The sequence below is a fragment of the Methylobacterium sp. AC832 genome, from assembly GCF_979256025.1.
Map to the genome: position 1 here is coordinate 767,390 of NZ_CEEDMV010000002.1, position 25,310 is coordinate 792,699.

General features: G+C 61.7%; 34 protein-coding genes and 1 tRNA gene. 15 read left to right on the forward strand and 20 right to left on the reverse strand.

What is annotated here, in order from left to right:
- Window positions 1-2 precede the first annotated feature (2 nt).
- From AC0IXR_RS10765 to AC0IXR_RS10840, 16 genes are all read right to left on the reverse strand, one after another.
- A complete protein-coding gene (locus AC0IXR_RS10765; protein WP_471760670.1) occupies window positions 3-326 on the reverse strand; it encodes a hypothetical protein in 324 nt (107 codons plus the stop codon).
- A 61-nt stretch (window positions 327-387) separates the two neighbouring features.
- A complete protein-coding gene (locus AC0IXR_RS10770; RefSeq protein ID WP_471760671.1) occupies window positions 388-1,215 on the reverse strand; it encodes a hypothetical protein in 828 nt (275 codons plus the stop codon).
- Window positions 1,203-1,595 (reverse strand): DUF6950 family protein, encoded by a 393-nt coding sequence (locus AC0IXR_RS10775; RefSeq protein ID WP_471760673.1) that lies wholly within the window; start codon window positions 1,593-1,595, stop codon window positions 1,203-1,205. Before AC0IXR_RS10775 ends, AC0IXR_RS10770 begins: the two co-directional genes overlap by 13 nt.
- Window positions 1,580-2,089 (reverse strand): hypothetical protein, encoded by a 510-nt coding sequence (locus AC0IXR_RS10780; protein WP_471760674.1) that lies wholly within the window; start codon window positions 2,087-2,089, stop codon window positions 1,580-1,582. The genes AC0IXR_RS10775 and AC0IXR_RS10780 overlap by 16 nt, the downstream gene beginning before the upstream one ends.
- A 72-nt stretch (window positions 2,090-2,161) precedes the next feature.
- Window positions 2,162-2,551: a lysozyme family protein gene (locus AC0IXR_RS10785; protein WP_471760675.1), complete on the reverse strand. Its 390-nt coding sequence runs from the start codon at window positions 2,549-2,551 to the stop codon at window positions 2,162-2,164.
- On the reverse strand, window positions 2,524-3,489 hold the full coding sequence (locus AC0IXR_RS10790; RefSeq protein WP_471760676.1) for a phage tail length tape measure family protein: 966 nt from the start codon (window positions 3,487-3,489) through the stop codon (window positions 2,524-2,526). Before AC0IXR_RS10790 ends, AC0IXR_RS10785 begins: the two co-directional genes overlap by 28 nt.
- Window positions 3,419-4,333 (reverse strand): hypothetical protein, encoded by a 915-nt coding sequence (locus AC0IXR_RS10795; protein WP_471760677.1) that lies wholly within the window; start codon window positions 4,331-4,333, stop codon window positions 3,419-3,421. The genes AC0IXR_RS10790 and AC0IXR_RS10795 overlap by 71 nt, the downstream gene beginning before the upstream one ends.
- Window positions 4,334-4,587: 254 nt before the next feature.
- Window positions 4,588-4,923 (reverse strand): hypothetical protein, encoded by a 336-nt coding sequence (locus AC0IXR_RS10800; protein ID WP_471760678.1) that lies wholly within the window; start codon window positions 4,921-4,923, stop codon window positions 4,588-4,590.
- A 357-nt stretch (window positions 4,924-5,280) separates the two neighbouring features.
- Window positions 5,281-6,483 (reverse strand): glycosyltransferase family 61 protein, encoded by a 1,203-nt coding sequence (locus AC0IXR_RS10805; RefSeq protein WP_471760679.1) that lies wholly within the window; start codon window positions 6,481-6,483, stop codon window positions 5,281-5,283.
- A gap of 470 nt (window positions 6,484-6,953) precedes the next feature.
- Window positions 6,954-7,367, reverse strand: a complete 414-nt coding sequence (locus AC0IXR_RS10810; RefSeq protein ID WP_471760680.1) for a hypothetical protein — start codon at window positions 7,365-7,367, stop codon at window positions 6,954-6,956.
- Between the two features lie 222 nt (window positions 7,368-7,589).
- Entirely contained in the window at window positions 7,590-8,228 is a 639-nt protein-coding gene (locus AC0IXR_RS10815) for a hypothetical protein (protein WP_471760681.1), read from the reverse strand.
- Between the two features lie 21 nt (window positions 8,229-8,249).
- Window positions 8,250-8,495 (reverse strand): hypothetical protein, encoded by a 246-nt coding sequence (locus tag AC0IXR_RS10820; RefSeq protein WP_471760682.1) that lies wholly within the window; start codon window positions 8,493-8,495, stop codon window positions 8,250-8,252.
- A complete protein-coding gene (locus AC0IXR_RS10825; RefSeq protein WP_471760684.1) occupies window positions 8,492-8,899 on the reverse strand; it encodes a hypothetical protein in 408 nt (135 codons plus the stop codon). Before AC0IXR_RS10825 ends, AC0IXR_RS10820 begins: the two co-directional genes overlap by 4 nt.
- Window positions 8,900-8,908: 9 nt before the next feature.
- Window positions 8,909-9,151 (reverse strand): hypothetical protein, encoded by a 243-nt coding sequence (locus AC0IXR_RS10830; protein ID WP_471760685.1) that lies wholly within the window; start codon window positions 9,149-9,151, stop codon window positions 8,909-8,911.
- Window positions 9,148-9,387: a hypothetical protein gene (locus tag AC0IXR_RS10835; RefSeq protein WP_471760686.1), complete on the reverse strand. Its 240-nt coding sequence runs from the start codon at window positions 9,385-9,387 to the stop codon at window positions 9,148-9,150. The genes AC0IXR_RS10830 and AC0IXR_RS10835 overlap by 4 nt, the downstream gene beginning before the upstream one ends.
- A complete protein-coding gene (locus tag AC0IXR_RS10840) occupies window positions 9,384-9,827 on the reverse strand; it encodes a hypothetical protein (RefSeq protein WP_471760687.1) in 444 nt (147 codons plus the stop codon). Before AC0IXR_RS10840 ends, AC0IXR_RS10835 begins: the two co-directional genes overlap by 4 nt.
- 10 nt (window positions 9,828-9,837) lie before the next feature.
- Between AC0IXR_RS10840 and AC0IXR_RS10845 the strand changes: the two genes are divergently transcribed.
- Genes AC0IXR_RS10845 through AC0IXR_RS10880 form a run of 8 tightly spaced genes read left to right on the forward strand, consistent with a single transcriptional unit; the run spans window position 9,838 to window position 13,373 of the window.
- Window positions 9,838-10,431, forward strand: a complete 594-nt coding sequence (locus tag AC0IXR_RS10845) for a hypothetical protein (protein ID WP_471760688.1) — start codon at window positions 9,838-9,840, stop codon at window positions 10,429-10,431.
- Window positions 10,421-10,849: a hypothetical protein gene (locus AC0IXR_RS10850; protein ID WP_471760690.1), complete on the forward strand. Its 429-nt coding sequence runs from the start codon at window positions 10,421-10,423 to the stop codon at window positions 10,847-10,849. Before AC0IXR_RS10845 ends, AC0IXR_RS10850 begins: the two co-directional genes overlap by 11 nt.
- A complete protein-coding gene (locus AC0IXR_RS10855) occupies window positions 10,836-11,309 on the forward strand; it encodes a hypothetical protein (RefSeq protein ID WP_471760692.1) in 474 nt (157 codons plus the stop codon). The genes AC0IXR_RS10850 and AC0IXR_RS10855 overlap by 14 nt, the downstream gene beginning before the upstream one ends.
- Window positions 11,296-11,535, forward strand: a complete 240-nt coding sequence (locus AC0IXR_RS10860; protein ID WP_471760693.1) for a hypothetical protein — start codon at window positions 11,296-11,298, stop codon at window positions 11,533-11,535. Before AC0IXR_RS10855 ends, AC0IXR_RS10860 begins: the two co-directional genes overlap by 14 nt.
- On the forward strand, window positions 11,525-11,713 hold the full coding sequence (locus tag AC0IXR_RS10865; RefSeq protein WP_471760694.1) for a hypothetical protein: 189 nt from the start codon (window positions 11,525-11,527) through the stop codon (window positions 11,711-11,713). Before AC0IXR_RS10860 ends, AC0IXR_RS10865 begins: the two co-directional genes overlap by 11 nt.
- Complete coding sequence (locus AC0IXR_RS10870; RefSeq protein WP_471760695.1) at window positions 11,706-11,954, forward strand: hypothetical protein; 249 nt, start codon at window positions 11,706-11,708, stop codon at window positions 11,952-11,954. The genes AC0IXR_RS10865 and AC0IXR_RS10870 overlap by 8 nt, the downstream gene beginning before the upstream one ends.
- Window positions 11,941-12,219 (forward strand): helix-turn-helix transcriptional regulator, encoded by a 279-nt coding sequence (locus AC0IXR_RS10875; RefSeq protein ID WP_471760696.1) that lies wholly within the window; start codon window positions 11,941-11,943, stop codon window positions 12,217-12,219. The genes AC0IXR_RS10870 and AC0IXR_RS10875 overlap by 14 nt, the downstream gene beginning before the upstream one ends.
- Before the next feature lie 14 nt (window positions 12,220-12,233).
- Window positions 12,234-13,373: a tyrosine-type recombinase/integrase gene (locus AC0IXR_RS10880; protein WP_471760697.1), complete on the forward strand. Its 1,140-nt coding sequence runs from the start codon at window positions 12,234-12,236 to the stop codon at window positions 13,371-13,373.
- 31 nt (window positions 13,374-13,404) lie between these two features.
- Here the strand turns inward: AC0IXR_RS10880 and AC0IXR_RS10885 are convergent.
- The 3 genes from AC0IXR_RS10885 to argC form a co-directional block, all read right to left on the reverse strand.
- Window positions 13,405-13,481 (reverse strand) — tRNA-Arg (locus tag AC0IXR_RS10885).
- 364 nt (window positions 13,482-13,845) lie between these two features.
- The gene (locus AC0IXR_RS10890) at window positions 13,846-14,370 is read right to left on the reverse strand and encodes a Ros/MucR family transcriptional regulator (protein ID WP_056432877.1); all 525 of its coding nucleotides are present in this window, start codon (window positions 14,368-14,370) and stop codon (window positions 13,846-13,848) included.
- Window positions 14,371-15,732: 1,362 nt separating this feature from the next.
- Window positions 15,733-16,668 carry an N-acetyl-gamma-glutamyl-phosphate reductase gene (argC, locus tag AC0IXR_RS10895; RefSeq protein WP_311276010.1) on the reverse strand — a complete coding sequence of 312 codons (936 nt, stop codon included), beginning with the start codon at window positions 16,666-16,668 and terminating at the stop codon, window positions 15,733-15,735.
- A 215-nt stretch (window positions 16,669-16,883) separates the two neighbouring features.
- On the opposite strand from argC, the gene AC0IXR_RS10900 reads away from it, so the two are divergent.
- Window positions 16,884-17,411 carry a DUF5872 domain-containing protein gene (locus AC0IXR_RS10900; RefSeq protein WP_311276009.1) on the forward strand — a complete coding sequence of 176 codons (528 nt, stop codon included), beginning with the start codon at window positions 16,884-16,886 and terminating at the stop codon, window positions 17,409-17,411.
- Window positions 17,412-17,914: 503 nt separating this feature from the next.
- The gene (locus tag AC0IXR_RS10905; protein ID WP_461234026.1) at window positions 17,915-18,370 is read left to right on the forward strand and encodes a hypothetical protein; all 456 of its coding nucleotides are present in this window, start codon (window positions 17,915-17,917) and stop codon (window positions 18,368-18,370) included.
- Between the two features lie 81 nt (window positions 18,371-18,451).
- Here the strand turns inward: AC0IXR_RS10905 and AC0IXR_RS10910 are convergent, their stop codons facing one another.
- Window positions 18,452-19,783, reverse strand: coding sequence for an MFS transporter (locus AC0IXR_RS10910; RefSeq protein WP_311276007.1), 1,332 nt, complete (start codon window positions 19,781-19,783; stop codon window positions 18,452-18,454).
- A gap of 367 nt (window positions 19,784-20,150) precedes the next feature.
- On the opposite strand from AC0IXR_RS10910, the gene cyoA reads away from it, so the two are divergent.
- The 5 genes from cyoA (at window position 20,151) to AC0IXR_RS10935 (ending at window position 25,310) form a co-directional block, all read left to right on the forward strand.
- Window positions 20,151-21,275, forward strand: a complete 1,125-nt coding sequence (gene cyoA / locus AC0IXR_RS10915) for a ubiquinol oxidase subunit II (protein ID WP_311276109.1) — start codon at window positions 20,151-20,153, stop codon at window positions 21,273-21,275.
- Between the two features lie 132 nt (window positions 21,276-21,407).
- Window positions 21,408-23,411 (forward strand): cytochrome o ubiquinol oxidase subunit I, encoded by a 2,004-nt coding sequence (cyoB, locus tag AC0IXR_RS10920; protein ID WP_311276006.1) that lies wholly within the window; start codon window positions 21,408-21,410, stop codon window positions 23,409-23,411.
- A 5-nt stretch (window positions 23,412-23,416) separates the two neighbouring features.
- A complete protein-coding gene (cyoC, locus tag AC0IXR_RS10925; RefSeq protein ID WP_056432855.1) occupies window positions 23,417-24,046 on the forward strand; it encodes a cytochrome o ubiquinol oxidase subunit III in 630 nt (209 codons plus the stop codon).
- On the forward strand, window positions 24,043-24,444 hold the full coding sequence (gene cyoD / locus AC0IXR_RS10930; protein ID WP_056432852.1) for a cytochrome o ubiquinol oxidase subunit IV: 402 nt from the start codon (window positions 24,043-24,045) through the stop codon (window positions 24,442-24,444). The genes cyoC and cyoD overlap by 4 nt, the downstream gene beginning before the upstream one ends.
- Before the next feature lie 122 nt (window positions 24,445-24,566).
- Window positions 24,567-25,310: an SURF1 family protein gene (locus AC0IXR_RS10935; protein ID WP_311276005.1), complete on the forward strand. Its 744-nt coding sequence runs from the start codon at window positions 24,567-24,569 to the stop codon at window positions 25,308-25,310.

Here is a 25,310-nt window from a genome sequence, read left to right on the forward strand (position 1 = left end):
CCTTAGGCCCCCACGGCGGTACGGAAGGCGGAGAAGGCGGTATAGAGCTGCGCCACCTGCGCATCGCTCGGACGACCGTTTATGACGATCGCTGCCAGCTCCATGGCAGTCGTTTGAATTTGCTGGATGCCGGAGCCGGTGTTGAGACCGCCGATGGTGATCGTCTGCGAGCCGCCCGTGGCCTCGTTGAGTGTCTTGGCGATGTCGACCTTGAACGTGTCATTCCGGTAGTAGCGGAAGGTATTCTCGTTCTGCCGGACGAAGCCCTTCAGGCCACCGACGCCCGGCACGCCGCTGACGATGCTCGATCCGGCGCCGGTGAACATGGCGTCGTCGTTCGAGGTCCGGTCAACGTTGAGGCGCAGGACGGTGTTGCCTGCCGAGACCTTAAGCGACGAAGGAAGGCAGATCGATGCGCGACTGAGGAAAGCCGAAGCCGAAGGGCACCGGCTGGCCTGTGACGCTGTCGGTGCCGCGGATAGCCGTCAGGTAATGCAAGAGCGCCAGCGCGACGTTATCGGAATACTTCCACGTAGCCGGGTCGGACCACACCTGAGCCGCGTCCCTCGGATCGTAGACCGGTGCCATCTCTGCGATGACGTAAACGGCGGGCGGGCCATTCGGGTAGGTCTTCTGGAAGGTCTTCTCCGTCGCCGGAATGCAGGCCATCACCGTGATGAATAGGCCTTCAAGCCTGTGATCGGCTGTCCACCTGTTGGGCAGATTACTCGTCAGAAACCCGGAGACGGTGTTGTTCGTACCCTTCTCGGTGTGCAACCGAACATTCGTCGACCATGGAACTGTCGTGTTGGCGCCGCTGACTTGGCCGCCTGCAGCGGTATTATCGACGAGACCGGTCGATATTTTGTCGTTCAGCATCCAGTTGACGACACGATTGACCGGACCGGCAGAGTGGATGAGCCCGTCGATATAGATGCCTTGGCCGGTCTCGAATTCGAACTTGGTGCCCCCGAGCTTCGTGGTGCCGTAGCCATAGAGGAGCGTCGGCATGGCCTGACGGCTCTGGTACTGCTGGGCAGCGACCTTCTGCTTGTTGTCGGGCGTGAGAAGAGCCTGCAGCCCAAGCGCGGCACCGAGCACGATCGCGTTGGCTGAGATGAAGGCGGTCGCGGCAATTGCCGTCGATGACAAGGCCGTGGTCGCCAAGGCTGACGTGATGACGGGGATAAGAAGCGCCGGCATCAGACCGTCCAAGCCTTGGTGTGCTGGAAGGGCGCGACGACGAAGCCATTCACGCCTTTGACCGCCCACCCGATCTGGGTCCGGATCGCCAGCGCCTGACCTTGATCGCTGTCGACCACGCCGACGTCGCCCATTTTGGGATCGTCGGTTTCCACGAAGCCCGCGGCGCGCATCAGGTCGGAGACCATCGTCTCGAACCCGCCAAGCCGGCGGATATGCCGTAGGGCTCCGCGCATGGTGCTGTACCTGCCGCGGAGAGGGGCCGCCGGATCGATCCCACGCTGGGCCAGCATCCAGTCAGACGCCGCCAGGCAGCAATCGGACACGCCCCACGTGAAAGGCGTCGATCCCATGATGCGAAGATGCTCGGGAAGGCTCAAAATACCGGCCATTGGATCGTCTTCGATGCCATCGCCGCGACTTGCTCACAGCCCCGGTCGCCAGGGTGGAGCCTCTTCTGATCGCGGTCGGAAATGTAGGCGAACGGCGCGAACCCGCGCTGCGTCCATAGGGTCTCGGCGACAAGGCTTACTGTGCGGGTAGGCGAGCCGACGGGAGCGCTCACTGGCATACGATCCATCACGCCAGAGAAGGTCTGATAGAGCCCGTCGAGCGGCGTCCAGTCCTCGTTGAAGTGCTGCAGGTACACCTCGACGAGGCGGCCCTTGACCTCGTCAGAGGCGGAAATCGCTTTCGCGAGAATGGCGGGGTCGACGCCCGAGAGCGAGAATTCCACCGTGGGAGCTGTTCCCCCGATGGACGACTCGATGTCGCCGATCTGCCCAAGCTGACCAGCGCCGGCCCACATCTGCCCGTCGGAGGTGCGGAGCGTGCCATGCCCGCCTTCCCAAAGGCGCAGGCTCTCCGACCTGAAGTCGAAGCGCACCAGACGCTCGCGACGAACCGTCCGCCCGGCGAGGGCGGCGGCTACCGTTGCAGAGAAGATCGGCATGCTGGATCAGGCCCGACGCCGTTGCGCATCTTTCAGGCGAGCGATCAATGTCGCTTGGCTCTCCTGATCGTATTTCCGGAGAGTGGCCTGGAGTTGCTCTGGGGTGACGCCGTTCGCAGGGGTGATGTTGTAGGTGTTGCTGCCGTTGACGACGTTGATGGGCGCACCGCCATTCATGTTCGCCGGCTGGGACATCGCAACAGGGATGCGCTTGCCGTCGGGGAGTGGAACGAAGGCTTCAGGTCCCCTGCCCTCCCCGAACAGCGCAAGCTGAGGCGAGTTGGCGATGCCGCCCGTGGCATAGGAATGCAGCGGCAGCGGGCCATTGCTGGTCATGATGCCGCCGTCTGCGAAGCCGAAGAGGCTCTTCAGGCCGCTACCGACACTGCCGAGCACGCCACCCATTCCACCACGACGATGGCCTGCGCCTCGAACGCGCGGCCGGATTTGTACATGCTGTCAAGCTGCTCGCGCAGGTTCGCGTCGCCGAGCAAGAACTGCTTGTTGAGCGAGTCGAAGCCGGCGATCGTCGGCTGCATTCCGGCCACAACGGCGGCCTGCGCCTCGGGCAGGTCCTTGCCCAAGCGGCTCACCAACAGCCCTACGCTTTCTGCGGCTCGGGCGTAGACGGCAGGGTTGATGTTCCCCTGGCTATTCAGCTCGCCGATGACCTCACGGGCCTGCGAAGGGGTCACCTTCCCGCCCGCAGACGCCTGCGTCGCCGACCGCTGCAGATCGGCCAGCGTGGCGCCCGAAGCTTCGCCCACGCCGAACGAGCTATTGATGAGGGTCTTTTCCTGCGCGCGATAGCTGGCAGCCGCCAGCGCCGCCGTGGCGAACCCGGCGGTCAGTGCGCCTAGGCCGGCACCGACGAGGCCAATGCGCGAAGCGAGGGCGGAAGCTCCCTCGCCTGCCTGCATGAAAAGGCCTTTGATGCCACCGCCGGACTGTTGGGCTATCTGGAATAGCTGGCCGCCCTGCGTCGCCATGATTTGAAACGCAGACGCGCCCGAGAGGGCCATCGTCGCAACATCGTTGATCTGATAGCTGAGGTTCGTCAGTTCGTGACGCTGCAGACCCAGGGCACGCGTGTTCTCATTGGCTGCGTCGCTGTGCTTTTTCACGGCATCTGCCGCGCGCGGCGTGATGGCGACATGCTTCGTGACGGCCACAGTAGCCGCATCGATCGCCTTCGTGGTTCCGCTGATCGCAACCGTAGTTTTGGCCGACGCGGCGTCCAGCGTCCCCATAGCGCGGGTTGCATCATCTGCCGCCTTGTCGACCTTGACGAGCACGTCGGCGGCTTTCGCACCGCTGGCCTGCATCAGATCCATGCGGCCGGCGAGCGAGGCAGTTGCCGTTGTGTTGCGATTGAGTGCCGCAACGAGCGCGTCCGCAGCCGTCTGGATCTGCTTGACCCGGCCCTCGCCGCGGCCAGCCGCCTCCCCCATCTTGTCGAGGGCGGTAGACGACCTCGCTGGCGCCGTTGGCGATGTGGGCACCCGTGGCGTCGCCGTAGCAGGTGATCCGGCTTCGATGCTGGCCCCAATCCGTCAGGATCTTGCGGCACACCGCAGGGGTGTTCGAGTTCCGAGGTATGTGAACTTCACCAATGACGCCGGTTCCGATTTCGCCGTTCGGAAGCTTCTGCTCTTGGACGACGACCGCGATGCCCGGATCCACGTTGAAGTCGAAGCACAGCCCGATCGGCCGGGCCGGATCGTAGGTGAGACGTTCGCAGTGCGTGGCCTCGGTGAACGGGTAGTAGGCCCGGCCTTCGAAGTTGACGAAGGAAGCCTCGTATTCCTGGGCGAAGGTGAGCGGGTCGAGCGAGCGCTTGGCGGACGCGATTTCCTCGGGCGGTAGGATGTCCGACGAATGCCATGTGAAGCCCGCCCATTCCGGATCCACTCCGGAGATCGCGTGCTTCCACATGTCGTAGTAGTGGTTGCGTCCTTCAGGAACGCCGATCAGCCACGTCCACCCGCGGCGATCTGAGAGCGCTGGCCGGATGTTCTCGGGCCAGGCCCCCGCCTTGACGTTGGCGACCTCGTCGATGATCCCGCCGTTCCAGGATCGCCCTTCCATGCGCTGCGGCTTGTCGAGGCCGATGACCCAAATCTCGGTACCAGTGACGAGGCGAACCATCAGGTCGCCGTCACGGATGTCCTTCACCATGAAGGGGGGGAGGAATGACTTCAGGTCCTGCCAGAAGATTGCCTTGGCCTGGTCGCGCGTCGGAGCAGCGAGGAAGTAGCGAGCGTCAGCCCACCCTGTCTCTCGCATCGCCACGCGGATCAGCTTGCGCTTGGCCCTCTCCGTCTTGCCCGATCGTCTCCCCGCAGGAACGACGCAAAACCGGGCCGATGTCGTGATGAGCTTGGTCTGCTCAGGATGCGGTCGAAGCGGATACCAGCGCGGCGTCAGAAGGGTCACTCGCCCTCCTCGATCTCGTCTGCCTCTGCGACCGCCTCGCGGATCTTGCGAGCGATTTCGTCGCTGGTCTCTTCGGCCTGGGCCGGAACCGGCGCTCGCTTGGCGTGGATGTAGGGAGCCGCGTCCTTGGCGATCTCGGCCGCGACCTTTGCCATGTCGATGTCGACGATGGCACCTTCGTTCGCCCGGACCCAAGCAGCTCTCGCCGCGCCGAGCATGATGTCGAGGGGCGAGGCACCGGAAGCAAGAACGGCCTCCGCGACCTCTCGGCTACGTCGGTTAGGGACGCCCTTTTTGCGGCCGGCGCCGGGACGCCTTCCGCCGGTCGCCATTTGAATGTCCTTGATTGTTTTTCAACGAGTGGGACTCGCTCAGTCCCCACCGCCACCACACGATCCGCCATCGCTGGACGACGAACCACTGTCGGAAGACGAGCAATCGGCAGAGTGGGCGACATGACCACCAGCGCCTGAGACACCAAGCGGCCAGGGGTAGCTCCCACCGATGCCGGCCGAGTCGTTCTCGAAGCGGGCACGACGGGCGCGGTCCTCCGCCTCTCGCTTGCGTCGTTGCCCATCCTCGCGGCGGCGGCTGAATATGCCGAACATGCGGGCCTCACTATGCCTTTCGGACAACCATTCGACGCCAGAAGAACCCGCCCACAAATCGCGCCCGCACCGATCCTATCTTCAGCCCGCCTGCAGGAATGCAAGGAACTCGTCCAAGTTCGTCGTCCAGTTATCCGTGTGGTCCGGCTCTGGTTCCAACCATGCGCGATAGCTCAGACCACGAATTAGGCTCAGCCTCGCATAGTTGTATCGCAGAGCGTAGTTGCCATCCGAGATCGGCAGGATCTCCGTTACCTTGACGCCGGGCTGCGCAGCGATCAGATGCGAAAGGCCGGCACCGTGTGGTGCCACGATCTCTTTGGCTGAAGTCGCCAGGAAGATCTGATGCCAAATGGGTATGCCGCTGAATGAGAGGATCTCGAAGCCTTCTGCTGCAAGTGCGGCCTCAACATCGCTTTCATTCAGCATCTTGCGGCGCTTCGCGTCGCTTCGAGAGATGTAAATCTTATCGAACGGTAGCACACCGTGCGCCTGAGCTTGCTCGGCAGCACGAACCTTGAGCAGATCGAATACCGGCCCGACACGGTCCCAGAAGGTCATACCTGCGAATAGGACGCGTGCCTTGACCATACGCTCGACGAAGACCGCGTCACCGACTGGAATAGCCCGCCCCTCAAGGCCGAGCATCTCAAGCGTCGCGTTTTCGAAAGCGGGCGATTTATCGCTCTGCAAGATGGCGTACTCATTATGGCGGTCTTCGAGGAGCCAAGCGAATGTTGGAACGCGGTCAACCAGCCAGTGGTAGATCCCGCGAGTGTCCTTGATGCCGTGAATGGCCTTTGGGATATTCGGGACGTCGGCGCGAATGACTGCGGGAAGCGGCTTCCCATGAGCGATGAGGGTGGCACCATCCTCCTGCCAGACCTGCCCATGCCGGTCGACAAAAACGTTCTCGTACTCAACAAGCGCTGGAGGCTTCGCCCGACCGTAACTGACCCTAACTTGCTCCATTGATTTATTGAACGCGTCCAGATGCTTGGCATCGGTGCGTGGGGCGAGAGCGGCAGTGGCCGTTCCAAGAGGCGACTGTTGCGCGCCCTCATTCGGGAACTCAATCTCTGACACTGGCGGCTTGTGAAATATCCCGCCTTGGGTCGCGCCGCTCATGGCGTCGCGCATGATCTTTCGAAGCCTTCGATCTGTAGTATGCGCACGAATTCGACGGGCGTACTTGATATAGTCCGCAGAATTCTTTGCTTCGGGATCTGAATTGAGAACCTTCCAAGCGCTATCGGGATGACCTAACGAAAGAAACTGGCGCATGAATGCGCCTCTATGGCGACTTAACCAAGTCTTCGCGCACGCAAGTCTTGTGGCTCTACCGAGGAGTTTTTCGTCTTTATCGCGTGCCGCTGATGCGATCAGTGGCAATAAGAGCTTGTGATCTTCCAATAGGATGTTGTTTGGAATGGAAGAATATGAAGGTCTCTCGGAGTGTTCTTCGCTATGTTCAGCTAGATCAGTCACTGTAACCCACCCTCGACAAGGCCCGAACGCTCACATGAACGTGATGACAGACTTGGCGGATGTCAGGGTTCTCCGCAACCTAAAGGGGCTTTTTTGACGGGTTCCGCGCGAAATGCGTCCTGTGTGATGCCAAGCGACAACATCAATTTTCGGTGAGCCGCCTAATCGCGATGGCGCGAAAATCTTTGCGCTAACTGATGATGCCGGCTCTCTACCGCCTCAGCGGCGAATTGGGGGATAAGCGGGACGATGCGGGCGGGGCTAACCTAAGCTGCGAGAGAAGCAGCGTCAGCCTTGCCGAGAGCGTTCAGGGCAGCGTGGCTGTCGAAAGCAGGTTGCTCGTCGAAGCGGGCCATGTAGCCGTTCGCGCCAAGATGCGTGCCGCCGATGCGTGCCGTCTCGAAGGCCACTGCACCCTGGTCGGTGTTGGCGCCGGTCGCGTTAAGGCAGGTGATGACGCCTGGGTTTGCGAGAGGGCTACCCGTGTAGAAGTGATTGTCCATCCACATCGTACGATAGCGATCTACGAGAACCGGCGTTCCGCTGATCTCAGCCACGCGCGCCTGGATACGCTCCCACTGCTTCTGAGAGGGCGGGCCTTCCATGCCTTCGGTGAAGCCTTCGAACCACGCCTTGAATTCGCTGAGGGTCATCATGGCCTCGTGGCTCTGGTCTTCCATCTCCCTCGGCCTTGGGGCTGGGGAGAAGGGGAAAGGCCCCAGACACCGGCCGAAGCCTCATGCTGGGGATGCCAACCTGAGAGCAGGATGGCGTTGTGGGATGATCTCCGGGGCGGCAACCCTGCGGTCGCAATTCGGTGCCCAAAACAAGAAGCGGCATGGGCTCTAAGCACAACACGCCACTTCACATTAACCGCACGGTATTTCGTGATCTTGACGCTGTCAAGCGCGCGATTGTGGATTTCCGCAGCGGTAGTGATCGATGGCATTCGCGGCCAGCCGAAGGGCTCCTTCCATCTGTCCGGTTGGATCTCGATCCATCAGGCATACATGGACGAGCGCGGCGTTGCATTCGGTGACTGCGGGGCCAAGCGCTGCCATCATCGCCTCCTCTAGTTCCGCGAATGCCCGTTTAGATCGATTTGCGAGGGCCGTGGCGGCCTTCGGGTCTGGTTCCTCGCCATGGGCTCCTCCGCCCACGTTTTGAGCTAGGCAGCTTCCGTAATGGATTTGCGGAAGGCCTAGAGCGCGGGAGTACCGAACGAAGGTCTCCAGCCAGTGCTGCAGGGCGTCGTGCTGGATCTTGGTGAGGTTGCCCTTCAAGCGCATCCGGCCGAAGGCGTAGGCAGCGCGTTCGTCGGCGGGGCCGCGCGGACCATCGCCGCCAACCTTCGACACGGGGATGTTACGCCGATGCGGCTGGTTCATTGCGGTCCTCACGATGTCGGCCTTGCGTTCGGCTCGCGGCGCGCGGCGCAGATCGCCCGTCTCTCGCTCGCGCTGGCCGGCCTTCCGATCACGCCCCGTCTTCCGGGCGCGCCACTTGGACTTGGGGGCTTCGTCTGTGCTCGCGTGAGCCATCGGGCGTCTCCGGGATAAGGGTTAGGCGGAGGGAGGGGAGCGAAAGGGGGAGGCTGGCAGAGGCATCCAGAACGCGGGGTTCGCCGGTCTTGCGGTGAGTAGGCAGGGTCTATCCGCTTCCCAGAACCAGCCCTCGCCGCTGCGGTGAGCCTGATCTTCGCTGGCCCAGAAGCCCGCTCCGACGCTCACGCCATCTTGGTCGGCAAGGATAACTTCGGAGCCGTCCTTCGGGGCGGTCAGCATGTTGAGCCAGAGGGCGTTGCTCATCGCGCCACATCTGTGTTGCCGAGAGCGGCGTCGATGGCGGCGACAAAACAGGGCTTGGCGACGTCACCAGGGCCGGGCCGATAGCCAACCTTCTTGACGCCGTTCCATTGCTCCACATGAGCGGCGCAGGAGGCTTCCAGCATCTCTTCGGTGGGTTCGCGCAAGGCTTTCAACGCCGCCTTGGCGAGCTGCCGGTAACAGAAGCGCCGATACCCTCCAGCCTCTTCCCACGAGAAAAGGAAATCGTTGATCATTGCATCGGCAGCGAACAGCGCCTTAGCAACCGCGTCCACGGCCGGCAAAACCGGAGCGTCGGCCTGCCCTCGTTTTGGTTTTAGTCGTCCCACGGTCCCCTCCTCTGTTTCGGTTCTGGCGAAGCTGGCGGCTTTGTCGGTGAGGGTCATGGGCGGCTCCTAAACCGAAGACCAGTTCTCTGGCCGAGGGCCGCCGGCCTTCCAGACGACAGCCTGCCGCCATCCTCCGAACTCGCCTTTGCGATACGGGAAGATTGATCCGACTAACTGGATGTGCCGCGAGCAAATGCCCTCGTAGAACAGCACGCTGTACCGGTAGACGTTGCTGCCATTGCTGGCCTCGCCATTCAGGACCGCGACCAGCCTCGCCCGGTCGATCCATCTCAGGATTGTTCCGATCATCGCGCGTCCCTCTCTGCGGTCGGGGACTGACGGGGAGAGGGGGAAGGGGCGGTCGAGAGAATGTTGATGGCGATGCCTGCTCCAGGCTTCAGCGCCAGATCGGCAACGGCCAACGCCATGTCCCTCGTCAGGTAAATCTGCTCTTCGGTTTCTGTGGTCAGCAGCACCCCGCCCCGGTCGTCCCGGTCTGCGCAGACGGTCTTCTCGCCCTTGGAGGTGAGGAGGAGGCGGGTCATGCAGCGGCCTCGTCGTTCTGAGCGGCGCGACGGGCGGCAAGCTCAGCGTCAAAGCGTTCGTTCACCCGGCGGAAAGCGGCACGCTCAGCGTCGACCTGATCGCCAGTGCGCTCGGAAATGACGTTGCTGCGGCCCATCTCGGCCTTCAGTTTCGTCCAAGCCGCGACGGCTTCCTGACGCTCGCTCTCGGTCGTCGTGCTGTCCACGACCTCAGCGTCGAGGATCTGCGTCAGCTTGTGGATCTCGGTGTCGATCTCCAGCGTCAGAAAGGAGCATTCGGCGTTGACGTTGGCCGAGGACGGGAAGCCGTTGCCGTCCCAATTGCACTTCCATCCGCCTTTACCGAACCGCTTCCGGGCCTCGTTGATCGCCCAGGTCGGCTGGTTCGATAGTGCCTCAGCATAGATGCGAACCTTCGCGTCGGCCTCACGGTCAGACATCGGACCCGCCTTGGTCATCAATGAGCGGAAGCTTTGTCGCGTCAACCTAGACGAGCACCTCACCACCCTCCGCACCGAGAACGAAACCCTGCGGGCCGAACTGGATGCGGCGATAGCCAGGGCCGAGGAGGCGGAGCGGAGGCTTCAACTCGACCGGCAAATGGCGCCAGAGCGCATCGCTGAGATGGTCGAGGAATACGGGGCTTACGACGCAACCTGCAAGCTGGGCAAAGTCTACGGGACCGCTACCATCGGGGAGTTCGTGTCCGCGCTACTTGCCACCGCCAAACTCGCCCAGGCGGAGGGGGAGATCGCGACTCTCAAGCAGCAACTCGGCGAGCAGTACATGCTGCGGGCAAAGGCCGGCAACGCCATCATGCGTCTGAGAATGGCCTTCCTCGTCCTCACTGAGAGCGGCCACGGCGGGGCGATACACGCCGTCCGGAAGTGGTTCTCCGACGGTGCCGATGGGCCGGTCCCATTCTATCGCGGGGCGCTCTTTGAGGCTTGGGCCGCCGCGCACGGCATCAGCAACGTCGATGGCTTCATGGGCTATCGCGCCACCATTAAGCTCACCACCCCGGAGCATCCCCATGGCGATTGAAGCTGAGGCGCTGCGCGCACTGAGCGAGATGTGTCCTGCGCCAGTGAAGGCGGTCGGTAGGTCGTTGGTTGTCCAACAGAGCGAACATCGTCGGTTCGAGAGCTACCTTGGCTCACCCGAGATGGCGCAGTTCCTTGAGGCTCTGGTCAACGCCTACCGCGACGGCTCCCTCATCCACCGCTCCGCGCTAGCAGAAGACACGGCGCGCGCGGCGGAGGGGCAAATACCGGAGGGCTGGAAGCTCGTTCCCGAACGCGCGACCAAGCGCATGCTGGACGCTGCGTATGCGGCACATGACGCCTACGAGGCCGCCACCGGGCCGGCGGCTTGGTGTGGGCTGTCCTCGGCATACAGCGCCATGCTCGCTGCAGCCCCCGCCCTTCCCCTCGACAAGGAGGCCGCCGATGCCAACCGCTGAGACCTTGCGCGCGCTCATTGCTCTGGTGGAGGAGGCGAAGGGGCCGGACGACAACCTGGACGAAGCTTTATTCGCTGCGGTCTGGGGCTGGTCGTACCCTATCCATGGCGCCGCCAGAAATGAGTTCGAAGTTCTCGCCAGCGAGGCTGGGACTTTCTTCACCCTGTCGGTGGACAATGCCCGATACATCGCGCGACGTGCCCTCCCCGACTTCTGGATGTCCTCGGGCCTGTGCTCGCTGACGGGCCATGCCAGCATCGGCCCCGACTACAACGGGCCAGCCGGCGAACGCCTTCGGGCCGAGTGGCCGGAAACCGACTTCCACAGCGGCTTCGACGCTGATCTCAAGCCCGGCGATGGCCCGCACCGCGAGTGCTTCGCGATCCTGTCGTGCATGCTCCAAGCCATGCTCTCCCGCGCCCTCATCCAGCAATCGGAGACCTCCCATGTCGAGCGCTGAGACCACCCACCCCATCGAGTGGCGGGATGACGACTTTGGCGGTGAGGTAGCATGCCGCGCCGAACATGTGCTTGGCACGATCTGGCCTGCCGTCTGGGACACGCCAGCCGGCGCATGGTTTGCCGATACGAGGCCGCCACACTGCCTGCCACCGAAGTTCTTCACCAAGGAAGCCGCCCGCTCCTTCGTCGAGAAATCCGTCAAGGAGGCCGGCCATGGGGAGTGAGAACGGAGATGGCCATTCGAAGCTAAGCCCGAACTGGCTGGTCGAGGAAATGGAAGCCGCAGAGAAAGAGGTGGCTGCTTGGCCGGCCGGGCTGCGCGAGAGCTTCGAGAAAAGCTGCGAAGTTTACCTCGGTCGCTCTGCCCTTTCGACCACCACCAAGGGAGAGGGCGATGAGTGAACGCAAGTGCCCGATCTGCGGTGAGACCGATCCGCTACCGGCATCCATCTGCCTCACCGCGCTGACCGGAAGCGCCGAGCGCGGGAAGCCGTGCCAGTACAGCGTCGAGGGACAGGCGCGGACGAGCGCGGCGATCGAAGCCCATGCCGCTGAGGTCATGGCCGAAGTCGATGCCATTCGGGTCGCTCCCCGCTCCGCTCTCGCTCCCGAAATAAAGGAGGCGAACCGTGGCGAAGGCTAGGAGCTCCACCGGAACGCGCGACTACCCGCTGCCGCCTGGCGTGATGCCGTTCGGCCTCTCTCGAACTGAGGCTGCATGGCTCGTTGGCGTCTCCCCCAACACCTACGATGCCATGGTGAAGGATGGTCGCATGCCGAAGCCGAAGCGGATCGGCTCGCGCACGATCTGGGATCGATACGAGGTCGAGCGTGCCTTTCGTGAGATCCCCGGTGACGACGCGACCGCGGCATCAGACAAAGACCCGTGGGGCAACCTTGTCCTCTGATGCGGGGCGGCGGCATGCCTAAGAAATTGCCGCGCTACTGCATCGAGGACGTGGACCGTTACGGCAAGGTGCGTATCTACCTGCGCAAGCCGGGCCAGAAGAAGATCCGGCTTCACGGCATGCCGTGGGCACCTGACTTCATGCGGGCCTATGCCGACGCGCTCGAAGGGGTCGTGGCGGCCGAACCCGCGAGGATGGACGAGGTTGGGCCTGGGACGTGGCGCGCGCTCTGCGTGGCTTATTTCGCATCGTCGGAGTTCGCCGGATACGACGTGATGACCCGGAAGCGCCGGCGCTCGTCGCTGGAGGCCACCTTCGCCGAGAAGCCCGATCCGAAAGGCCGGGCGACCTACGCCGAGTTTCCTGTGCATAGGATGACGTCGGCCGCGATCCGACTGCTTCGTGACCGGAAGGCCGACACGCCCGAGGGGGCGAACAACCGGCTGAAGGCGATCCGGGCGGTGTTCAAATGGGCGAATAAGCCTGACGTCCAGGCCGCGTCGCACGACCCGTCGAAAGCCGTACAGCGCATCCAAAATGTCACTGACGGCCACCACACGTGGACCGAGGCCGAGGTGAACCGGTTCATCGACAAGCACCCGATCGGCACCAAAGCGTACCTCGCCCTGTGTTTGCTGCTCTACGGCGGCGGTCGGCGCTCAGATGTCGTGGTTTTCGGCCCTCAACACGTCCACGTTGAAGCAGGGGAGAAGTGGCTGACCTACACGCAGCACAAAGGGCGCAACAAAAACCCGATGAAGATCCAGGTGCCGATCCTGCCTGAGCTAGATGCGGCAATCTGTAGCTCATCGATTGGGGATAAAACGTTCCTCGTGACCTCGTTCGGCAAGCCGTTCACCTCGAACGGGTTCGGAAACAAGATGAAGGAGTGGTGCGTCGAGGCCGGGCTTCCCCATTGTTCGTCGCATGGTCTGCGCAAGGCAGGGGCGACGCTAGCCGCCGAGTCAGGGGCCACGGTCAATCAAATGATGGCGATCTTCGGCTGGCGGACGAGCGACATGGCCGAGCTCTACACCCGGAAGGCCGAGCAGAAACGCCTCGCCGGCAAGGGTATGAGCCACATCAAATTCGTGCGGACGGCCATCCAACCTGATGACCGCCCCAAGATTGGGTTGGACTTTCAGGGCGAATAAGCCAATACTTTCAATTCACTCTAACAAGGAGTGGCGACCCCGGTTGGGCTCGAACCAACGACCTGCCGCTTAGAAGGCGGCTGCTCTATCCAGCTGAGCTACGGAGTCGGGACGCCGCGCTTTTCCTAACACCGCTCTGGAGGGCTGTCATTAGCCCTCGCCGATTGCCTGGGCTGATCAAGTGTGGAGAGCACCAGATGGGCCTACGCTGCAAGGCAGCAGGATTTTCATGGCTTCCCCTACCGCAGATCCTGTGTTTGCGACATGTTCCGACCAAGGGTGATCGACGGTTGAGACAACAATTATAAAGTCCAATCCTCGTCGATCCACGGCTCGCCTAAAGCTCCTATAAAAACCATACCTTCCTGCAAATTTCAGCATTTTTCGCGACAAAGCCTACTTCGCGGCGCATGCCGGAAGTAGGCTTTGTCGGATGACCCGGATGATACTAGGTCGGGTCTTTGGAAAAGACTCAGGCCGCCTGCTTCTTGCGCGGGCCGCGACGCTTCTTTTCCGGCGCGGGAGCGACAGCTTCTTCCACCGGCTCGCTCACAACCTCTTCTGGAGCTGACTTGGTCACAGTCTTACGACGCTGCTGGCCGAGACCGAGTGCACGAGCTAGCTCGGACCGTTGTTCGGAATAAGCGGCGGACGTCATCGGATAGTCGGGCTGCAGACCCCATTTTGCCCGGTATTGCTCAGGGGTCAGTCCCCGTAGCGTGAGGTGACGGCGAAGCGTCTTGTACTGCTTGCCGTCTTCGAAGCTGACCAAGTAATCCGGGGTCACGGAGCGGCGGATCTCCTGCGGCGTCGCCTTGGGCGGCCCAGTGTCCACCGCCGGTGCATTGCTCGTGCTCACAGTGCGAATGGCTTCGTGCACATCGCTTAAAAGCTTAGGCAGTTCCGCGCTTTGAACGTGATTGTTGCTGACGTAAGCGGAAACGATATCAGCCGCTAAGGTGATAAGACGAGCCGATTCAGTGTCTGATTCACTCATGATATTCGTACCATCGATCCAATTTGTTGAAACTGTACACGAGACTAAGCTCTGTTTTCACCTATCGCAAGATGTTATTGCAGGAAATTCGGTGTTTTAAGGATCATTCGCTCGTGTGTATCGGGTTTTCGCCGTCTGCGAGAGCCATATCATGCGATCCCCATACGTTTGGGCGTGGCACGAAGCAGAGTTTATCCATCATTTCAGCGCATCAACGCCTCGCGGCGGCTCGCTCATCACCAGACCCGACAAAGGTCGCAGGGGAAAACTTCGTGGGTGGGATTGTCTGCCGGTCAAAACAATCACGACTGGCAAATCCACCTGGGCCAACCTCGAAGTTCCATCCGGGGGTAAGTCCGCTCCCGCCACTTCGCATAAGCTCAAAGGTCGTTGCGGCAGCCGAATCCAATTGCACGGCGCACTGCCACGCATCTGGAAGATCCATCATTCAGCCCTGTCGGTGGGGCTATTCGTCCAGATGTCATGCCGTGATCCCGATGTTGGAGTAGAAGGTGATTTTCCACCTTCGCCGAATAGCAGATGTCGCGACTTCTGGTGCGGAAGGCCGGCAAATAGTAGAAATTAAGAGTTTGCAATCGTATACCTCCCCTCTCATGACGTTTCGAGGTAGGAGTTCGGCAGCGGTAGCGGTGGATCTTTGGCCTCCTCGTCTGACATCTTCAAGGTGCTCGTGGAATTAGACCTTCCTCTCGCATCAGGAAAAGCTTCTTAGAAACAAGCATCTACTTCGACGGGGCATACGGTGAGTTTATCGACTTTCATTGAGCGACAAGAAACTTACCTCATCGCCGTGTTGGCAGGCGACGGTGGCTAACCTGTTCCACGGAAATCAGTTCCCTGTAACTTCAGTCAAAATCGCACCTTCATGCAAAAAGTATGCGTCGTATTGCTGCGAATATCAGCGGCACGATGAGAGGCAGATTCTCAAGCGGTCTCTTTTTAAGATGAGTCGTGAAGGTCGGTCTGAAATATCCGCCGTAATTTTGCTGAATATGGATGTCCCGTCAACGGGACGAACAAAATACAACTAATGCGCGTGGGGATAGTCTTTTTCGGGTCGGAGAGGAAGGAGGATGAAGTTGGACTCGTTGGTCGCTTCGATGTCCGAGAATCGACGTATGGCTGTCGCAACTCCGCGGCCGAGCCAGCCTATGGCGATGCGCTCTCGCATGGGAAATGCGCTGCCAGAAATATTATATACGCATTGTTCGAATGACGCCGCGTGAAGTCTCGGCGCCAAGTTCCAATTTCCGTCAGTCGACCGTTCCGGCGATACCCGAGCCACGCCCCATAATATGGACAGGCCCGGATAGTGTAGTGAGTCCTGTCCGCGTCGTTCGTTTAATCCAGCCCGAGCATGAGGCCAATATTCTGAACAGCGGCACCGGAGGCGCCTTTACCAAGGTTGTCGAGCCGGGCAACGAGCAGCGCCTGGGAATGGTCCGGTGTTCCATAGACCCTTAGTTCGAGACGATCAGTATCGTTCAGGCCCTCGGCATCCGGCTTGTCGTTCGGGCTGGTCTGTATCACCGTCACCAAGGTGTTGCCGGCGTAATGGGCTGCGAGAGCCGCTTCCAGTGCTGCCGCATCCGGACGCCCCAGCAGAGTATCGAGGTGAAGCGGAATGCTGACCAACATGCCCTGGCGGAAGTTTCCCACGGATGGGATGAAGATTGGCCTACGGGTCAAGCCGCCATAGGTTTGAAGTTCCGGCAGGTGCTTGTGTGCAAAGCCGAGGCCGTAGAGCTGAAAGGCCGGTGCGTCGCCGGCCTCATAGGCTTCGATCATGCTCTTGCCGCCACCGCTGTAGCCGCTTACCGCATTGACGCTGATCGGCGTGTCCGACGGCAGCAATCCAGCATCGACAAGGGGCCGTATCAACGCGATCGCCCCGGTGGGATAGCAGCCGGGATTGGCGACGCGCCGCGACTCGCGGATCACCTGTGCTTGGCCGGCGTTCAACTCAGCGAAGCCGTAAGCCCAACCGGGACTGACACGGTGGGCGGTGCTCGCATCGAGAATGCGGGGACCGCCAGCCGGAAGAGCATCGGCCAAAGCCACCGTTTCCTTAGCAGCGTCGTCGGGCAGGCAGAGGACGACGAGATCTACGTCAGCCAACAGCGCCCGTTTGACCGCGATGTCTTTGCGGCTCTCATGAGGGATACTTTTCAGGGAGACGCGGCCCTCGCGCTCCAGGCGTTCGCGAATGCCGAGCCCGGTGGTGCCGGCCTCCCCATCGATGAACACCGTGGGCTTCGCCAATCCGCTTTCGCTCATTTGAAAGGTTCCGTTTGTCTCGCCGTGGGATAACCGCCCTGCGCGCTCGCGAGGTGAAGACTCCGGCTTCTCAAGTCAATGTCGCGGTACCGGAGCCTTCGCGGTCGAAGCACCTTTATCGTCGTGCTTTCACACGGATTGATGACACGTCATACCCCGGGAACTGGCCCTTCCGGCGCATGTTGATCGCATGGAAACAAGCAAAGGCTTGAACGATGGCCGCCAGCGCAGAGAAGTCCGATCCTAAGCTGTGGGATAAAATCAAGTCCGAGGTCACCTCCTCGGATAAAGGAGGCAAACCCGGCCAATGGTCCGCCCGCAAAGCTCAAGCGGCGACGAAGGCCTATAAAGAGGCCGGAGGCGGTTACAAGGGACGGAAGTCCAAGGACAACAGCCTTACGCAATGGTCCAATGAGGAATGGGATACGAAATCCGGCGAGCCGAGCAGCGAGACGGGCGAACGGTATCTTCCGAAGAAAGCACGTTCCTCCTTGTCAAAGGAGGAGTACGACCGCTCGACCCGAAAGAAGCGTGCTGACACCAAAAACGGGAAGCAGTTTTCCAGTCAGCCGAAGGACGTAGCCGAGAAAGCGGCCTCCGCCCGGAAAGGTGGATCCAAGTCCCGCAAGGCCTCGGATGGGCCCACCAAGGCCCAACTGATGGAGCAGGCCCGATCGGAAAATATCCGCGGTCGCTCGAGTATGTCGAAGGACGAGTTGCAGAAAGCGCTTCATGCCTCCTGACCGTGGGAGGATTGATAGATCCCACGCTTCCCTGGCATCGTGGTTGAACGGAAGCGAGCCACGCCGAGTTCTGCCCTATATCTCTGTTCTTCCAGGACCCGTTTCGATGATCGCCAGACCCGTCGTGCTCGCACCTTGTCTCGTCCTATTGCTGACGGGGACCGTACTTGCTCAGAGCATTCCGGCTCCGGCCGGCATCGGCACGGCTCCATCGCAGAGTGGTGAAGCTGGCACACCCTCAGGGAGCGCCTTTGGCATGCCATCGACAAACTCCGTTTCTCCCGGGTCTCCGGTTGGAAAGCCTCCGGTCGGTGGTGCGGGTGAGGCATCGGGGCTGTCCTCCAGTGCGGGCGTCGGAACCGGCGTCGGTGGCCCCCCTGGGACCGGCGCCCTGCCGGGTAACGGTGGAACATCCGGCGGTCCTGGTGGAATTAACCGCTGATACCGTCAATCCGGTTTTGATGTCACGTTCTCCGCAATCCCAACCTTTGAGAGGTCTTCACATGCCCATCCGCCTGAAGTCGCTCGCGGCCGGCTTCGCCACCCTCGTAGTTCTCGTGACAGGGTTCAGCGAAGCCGAGGCGTCCTGCCTGCGCAAAGTTGCCAACCGGTCGACATTGACGCTCGTAGTGGGCCAAGGGGAGGGTGGAGCAGTGACGGTTCGCCCCGGCACGTCGAGGACAATCAAGCTCGATGGGTCGGCTCCGGTAGACGTGACCGGCTATTGCGACGTCCCGCGCCGAGGCGCACCCTTCGGACAACCCGTTGTTCAGCGCAGCTTTGCCGTGACGGCGGTCATGGATCGCTGCTTCTACGAAATCGGGAATGGGTTCTTCGAACGCGAACTCGGCCCGAGCTTCTTTCCGCGCGACGATACCGGAGCGTTTGCCCTGAACACTCCTCGTCAGGGGGATCTCGCTCTGGGTCCATCCGGCGAATTCTGCCCTGCAATCCGATAAGGCTCGACCCGAAGCGGATATGAAAAAGGCCCGCATGCGGTGCATGCGGGCCTTTTTCTCATTGTACCACGTCCGTAATTGTTAGATCGCGGCAACCTTCCGGTTGATGGCGAGCGCGCCCAAGGTCGCGACCGCACCCGACAGCAGGTAAACTCCCACCCAGGCAAGGCCGAATCGGCTCGACAGGCTCAGCGCCACCAGCGGCGCGAAGCCGGCTCCGATCAGCCAGGCGAGATCGGATGTGAGCGCCGCGCCGGTATAGCGATAGCGCGTGCCGAGATACTCGGTCACCGAGCCTGATGTCTGCCCGTAAGACAAGCCGAGCAGACCGAAGCCGACGAGCACGTAGATCGTCTGGCCGGTCTCGCTATCGCCGAACAGCAGCGGTGCGAGAATGCTGGCGAGGCTGAACAAGCCGATTAGGCTGGCCGCTATGCCGACGAGCCGACGCCGGCCCACCTGATCCGCGACGATTCCCGAGATCACAATCGCGCCAGCGAAGACGATCGAGCCGACGAATTGTACGAGCAGGAACTCGCCGGCCGAGCGCTTCGTGAACAGGGTGATCCAGCTGATCGGGAAGATGCTGACGAGATGGAACAGTGCAAAACTCGCCAGCGGCACGAAGGCGCCGATAAGGACAGTTCGCCCCTGTGCGCGGATCATTTCCCAGACCGGGGTCGGGGCGAGTTCGCGCGTCTCGAGAAGCTGCGTGAACTCCTCGGTTGCCACGAGGCGAAGTCGCGCGAAAAGAGCGACGACGTTTACCGCGAAGGCCACGTAGAACGGGTAACGCCAGCCCCAATCGAGGAAGTCGTCCATGGTCAGGTTGGCGAGAAAGAACGAGAACAGGGCACTTGCGAGCCCGAAGCCGATGGGCGCTCCGAGCTGCGGGATCATCGCATACCAGCCCTTGCGGTCACCGGGGGCTTTGATCGACAGAAGCGAAGCGAGGCCGTCCCACGCGCCGCCCAGCGCGAGCCCCTGCCCTATACGGAAAGCGGCGAGCAGCCAGACCGAGGCCATCCCGATGCTGTGATAGGTCGGCAGGAACGCGATCGACACCGTCGAGCCACCGAGCAGGAACAGGGCGATCGTCAGTTTCACGCCTCGCCCATGCCGTCGGTCGATCTCCATGAAGATCACCGAACCGATGGGCCGTGCCACGAAGGCGAGAGCGAAGAGGGCGAACGCGTAGAGCGTGCCTTCCAGGGGCGGGACGAACGGAAAGAAGACCTTCGGGAAAATCAGCACCGAGGCGATGCCGAAGACGAAGAAGTCGAAGAATTCCGATGTCCGGCCGATGAGGACACCGACGGCAATGTCGCCGGGCGCGACTTCGGGTTCGGATGCGCCGGCCCTGGCACCTGCACTCAGATGCGGCGGGGTCTGCAACGCGTAATCTTGGCTCATGGACGGCCATTCGCTGCTTGAAGGGTGGGAAGGACACGCCGCACTTGGCGCATCCCTGTGTTCCGATTATGAGGGCTTGTTGCACTGCGGCAAAGCGATGCAACGTCACGTTTCGCGGATCAGTCAGGCATATGTCCCGCGGGTGATGCTTCCCTTCTTACTGCCTTCCGCGATGGAAATCAGCTATGCTCTCAACGCCCGGCTGATTAAAGCCGCACGCACTTGCCAGGGCGCCTTTGCACTGCGCAGGAGAAGCCCGTATCGAAACGGCATCGCGGCAAGCAATCCAGTACGAGCCGCCGCTTTTCGTAAACCAAATGTTTCCTCCCGACGTTCCGCCCGCGGACGTCTCACTGCAGCCGGTCGGATGTCATCCAGATCCTTGCGCGCTCTCGCATTCCTGCCTCTCATGGCCCTTCTCTCGGGCTGCAACATGGTCGTCATGCAGCCAGCGGGCGACATCGCCACGCGGCAGCGTGACCTCATTGTCGCCTCGACGGGGCTGATGCTGCTGATCATCCTTCCGGTGATCGCCTTCACGCTCTTTTTCGCTTGGCGTTATCGCCAATCGAACACCGAGGCCGAGTACGACCCCGACTGGCACCACTCGACTCAGCTCGAAGTGCTGATCTGGTCGGCGCCTCTCGTGATCATCATCGCCCTCGGGGCGCTGACCTGGATCAGCACACATACGCTCGATCCCTACCGGCCCCTGAGCCGCATCGACGCTTCCCGTCCGCTCACTGCGGATGTGAAGCCGTTGACGGTCGAGGTCGTGGCACTCGATTGGAAGTGGCTGTTCTTCTATCCCGACCAGGGCATCGCCACGGTGAATGAACTGGCGGCGCCGGTGGATGTGCCAATCAATTTCAAGATCACCTCGGCCTCGATGATGAACTCTTTCTTCATTCCGGCGCTGGCGGGACAGATCTACGCCATGGCCGGAATGGAGACGAAGCTGCACGCCGTCATCAACAAGGCGGGCGTCTACGAAGGTTTCTCCGCTAATTATAGCGGCGAAGGCTTCTCGCGGATGAACTTCAAGTTCCACGGGCTTGACCAGGGCGGCTTCGACCAGTGGGTCGCCAAGGTGAAGGCCGAGGGTAAGGAGCTCAACCGCGACGCCTACATCGCCCTGGAGAAGCCGAGCGAGCGTGAGCCGGTGGGCTACTATTCCAGCGTCGCGCCGGGGCTCTATAGCGCCATTCTGAACATGTGTGTCGTCGAGGGCAAGATGTGCATGGGCGAGATGATGAGCATCGACTCCAAGGGCGGCGCCGGCAAAGAGAGCCACGCCAACCGGGAGCGGCTTCGTTACGACGACAGGCATGCCGTCCGCGGCGAGGAGGCCCAGGGGGCGACGTTCCCAGCCACCGAAAAGAAGACGCGCAGCCAGGAGGTCGACCCGGACAAGGGGCATGATCACCACCACGACCATTCCGGGTCTGACACGAAGCAAAGTGACCCTGCCCCCGCGCAGCTGAACCGCTAGGCCGACGCGATGACGCGCGGCCTTCGGGACAGGCGCATCACAGTGGCGGCACCATTAAATTGAACCCATGAGAGACGAGTACCGAATCGGTCGGTACGTCCCCTCGCCGACAACCGGGAACGAAGCGATCCCATGTTTGCCAATCTCGATCTTCAGAAGCTCGTCTTCGGGCGACTGACTCTCGAAGCCATTCCGTATCACGAGCCGATCCTGCTCGTGACGTTCATCGGCGTCGCCATCGGTGGCGTCGGATTGCTGGGCCTCATCACCTATATGCGCTGGTGGGGTCCGCTGTGGCGCGACTGGTTCACCTCCGTCGACCACAAGAAGATCGGCATCATGTATGTCGTTCTCGCGCTGGTGATGCTGCTGCGCGGCTTCTCCGATGCGCTCCTCATGCGCTCGCAGCAGGCCATCGCCTTCGGGGCCAACGAGGGCTACCTGCCGCCGCATCATTATGATCAGATCTTCACTGCCCACGGCGTGATCATGATCTTCTTCGTGGCGATGCCTCTGGTCACCGGGCTGATGAACTTCGTCGTGCCGCTGCAGATCGGTGCACGCGACGTGTCATTCCCGTTCCTCAACAATTTCAGCTTCTGGATGACGGTCAGCGGCGCCGCGACGATCATGGCGTCGTTGTTCGTCGGCGAGTTCGCCCGTACCGGATGGCTGGCCTACCCGCCTCTCTCCGGCCCTGCCGGAAGTCCCGGCGTCGGCGTCGATTATTACATCTGGGGGCTTCAGATCGCCGGCATCGGCACCCTGTTGTCCGGCATCAATCTGATCGCCACCATCGTGAAGATGCGCGCGCCTGGCATGACCATGATGAAGATGCCGATCTTCACCTGGACCGCGCTCTGCACGAACATCCTTATCGTCGCCGCTTTTCCGATCCTCACGGCCGTTCTCGCGCTGCTCTCCCTCGATCGCTACGTGGGCACGCACTTCTTCTCGAACGACCTCGGCGGCAACCCGATGATGTACGTGAACCTCATCTGGATCTGGGGTCATCCGGAGGTCTACATCCTCATCCTGCCCGCTTTCGGAGTGTTCTCGGAGATCGTCTCGACCTTCTCCGGCAAGCGGCTCTTCGGCTACGCCTCGATGGTCTACGCCACCGTGGTCATCACGATCCTGTCCTACCTCGTCTGGCTGCACCACTTCTTCACGATGGGCTCGGGTGCCTCCGTGAACTCGTTCTTCGGCATCACGACGATGATCATCTCGATTCCGACGGGGGCGAAGCTCTTTAACTGGCTCTTCACCATGTACAAGGGCCGCATCCGTTTCGAGGAGCCAATGCTCTGGGCCATCGGCTTCATGGTGACCTTCACCATCGGTGGCATGACCGGCGTTCTCCTCGCCGTGCCCCCGGCCGACTTCGTTCTCCACAACAGCCTGTTCCTCATCGCCCACTTCCACAACGTCATCATCGGCGGCGTGCTGTTCGGTATGCTGGCCGGCATCACCTACTGGTTCCCCAAGGCCTTCGGTTTCAAGCTCGATCCGTTCTGGGGGAAGATGTCGTTCTGGTTCTGGCTCACGGGCTTCTACTTCGCCTTCATGCCGCTTTACGTCCTAGGCCTGATGGGCGTGACGCGCCGCGTGCAGCATTTCGACGATCCTTCGCTGCAGATCTGGTTCATCATCGCGGCCTTCGGCGCCGGGTTGATCGCGTTCGGCATCCTCTCCTTCATCATCCAGCTCGTCGTGAGCTTCATGCGACGCGAAGCATTGCGTGACCACACCGGCGATCCGTGGGGCGGCCGTACCCTCGAATGGTCGACCTCCTCGCCGCCGCCAGACTACAACTTTGCCTTCACGCCCGTGATTCACGATCACGATGCGTGGTCGGACATGAAACGCCGTGGCTATGCCCGACCGCTCCAGGGTTTCCGCCCGATCCATATGCCGAAGAACACCGGCACGGGCATGATCCTCGGCATCCTCAGCATCGGCTTCTCGTTCGGCATGATCTGGTACATCTGGTGGCTTGCCGCACTGACGTTCATCGCCATGGCCGTCGTCGCCATCGGGCATACGTTCAACTACAACCGCGACTTCCACATCCCGGCCGACACCGTGATCGGTACCGAGGCTGAACGGACCCGGTTGCTCGAAGGTCGGGTCTGAGAACCATGGCGTCGCACGCTCCCACCCTCGCCAAGGAAGGCGAGGCACCCTCCTTCTACATGGAGGAGGATCACCATCCCGAAGGCGGCACCATGCTGGGCTTCTGGATCTATCTGATGAGCGATTGTCTCATCTTCGCGGCCCTGTTCGCCACATACGCCGTTCTCGGTCGAAACTATGCGGCAGGTCCTTCTCCCAAGGATCTGTTCGACCTGCCGCTGGTGGCGTTGAACACGTCGATGTTGCTGTTCTCGTCCATCACCTATGGCTTCGCCATGCTGGAGATGGCCAAGGGCGAGCAGCGGCGGATGCAGCTCTGGCTCGGCGTGACCGGCCTGTTCGGCCTCGCCTTCATCGGCCTGGAGCTCTACGAGTTCGCACACCTCATCCATGAAGGCGCCGGGCCGCAGCGCAGCGCCTTCCTGTCGTCGTTCTTCACCTTGGTGGGCACCCACGGCCTGCACGTGACGCTCGGCCTCGTCTGGCTCGTCGTGCTGATGGTCCAGACCGAACAGAAGGGCCTTATCCCGGAGAACCAGCGCCGGCTGCAGTGCCTTTCGATGTTCTGGCACTTCCTCGACGTGATCTGGATCGGCGTCTTCACCTTCGTCTATCTCATGGGAGTGCTGCAATGAGCGCCGCCAGCCAGTCCGCCCATGCGGCGGACCACGAAGAGGACGTGAAGGGCCACGGCGACCATAGCGGTCACGGCTCGTTCAAAGGGTATGTTACCGGCTTCGTGCTGTCAGTGATCCTGACCGCGATCCCGTTCTGGCTGGTCATGGGGGATGTGCTCGGAAACCCGCGTCTCACCGGCCTCGTCATCATGGGCTTCGGTGTGGTGCAGATCGTTGTCCACATGGTCTACTTCCTCCACATGAACACCAAGTCCGAGGGCGGGTGGACGATCCTGGCGCTGATCTTCACCCTGACGCTAGTGGTGATCACGCTCACAGGCTCCGTCTGGGTGATGTATCATCTGAACACCAACATGATGCCGATGACGCCGACCAGCTTGCATCAGCACCACTAGCGCACCGTCCCAATTACTGGACGCCGGTTTTCGGGAAGAACGATGCGAGACCAGTACCCTACGGCCACGCCTCGGATCACGTATCCGAGGCGTGGCCGTAATTTTATCGTCTCGGCATTCTGATGAGAACGGATAGACCCCTCCGGCCCTCGGGCACTGGCCTCGCGGTAGTCGGCGTTCTAACTCTCCTGACCGTAGCGGCCTTTCTTGCGCTGGGCACTTGGCAGGTCCAGCGCCGCGCGTGGAAGCACGACCTGATCGCCCGCGTCGATGCGCGGATCCATGCCGCTCCGGTCCTCGCACCTCGGCAGTCGGATTGGCCCTCGATCGATGCCGGCACCGACGCTTACCGCCGGGTCTACGCCACCGGGACCTTCGCGAACGATCGGGAAACCCTCGTCCAGGCCGTGACGGAACTCGGCGGCGGATATTGGGTAATGACGCCGCTGGTGGGCGCGGACGGAACGACCATCATCATCAACCGCGGCTTCGTCCCGGCGGATAAGCGCGATCCTGCATCGCGTGAACTTTGCCGGACCATAGGCGAAACCCAGGTCACCGGCCTGCTGCGCATCTCTGAGCCCGGCGGCGGCTTTCTGCGCCACAACGATCCCGGGGCCGATCGCTGGTACTCGCGCGATGTCGCAGCCATCGCCGCTTCGCGTGGCCTCGGAGCGACCGCGCCCTACTTCATCGATGCCGATGCGGCGGCCAATCCCGGCGAGTATCCCGTAGGCGGGCTCACAGTGGTGGCCTTCAGCGACAACCACCTCGTCTACGCCCTGACATGGTACGCGCTCGCCATCATGGCCGCGGCTGGTGGCGCCTACGTCATCCGCGACGGGATGCGCCGGCGCGGCGCCTGA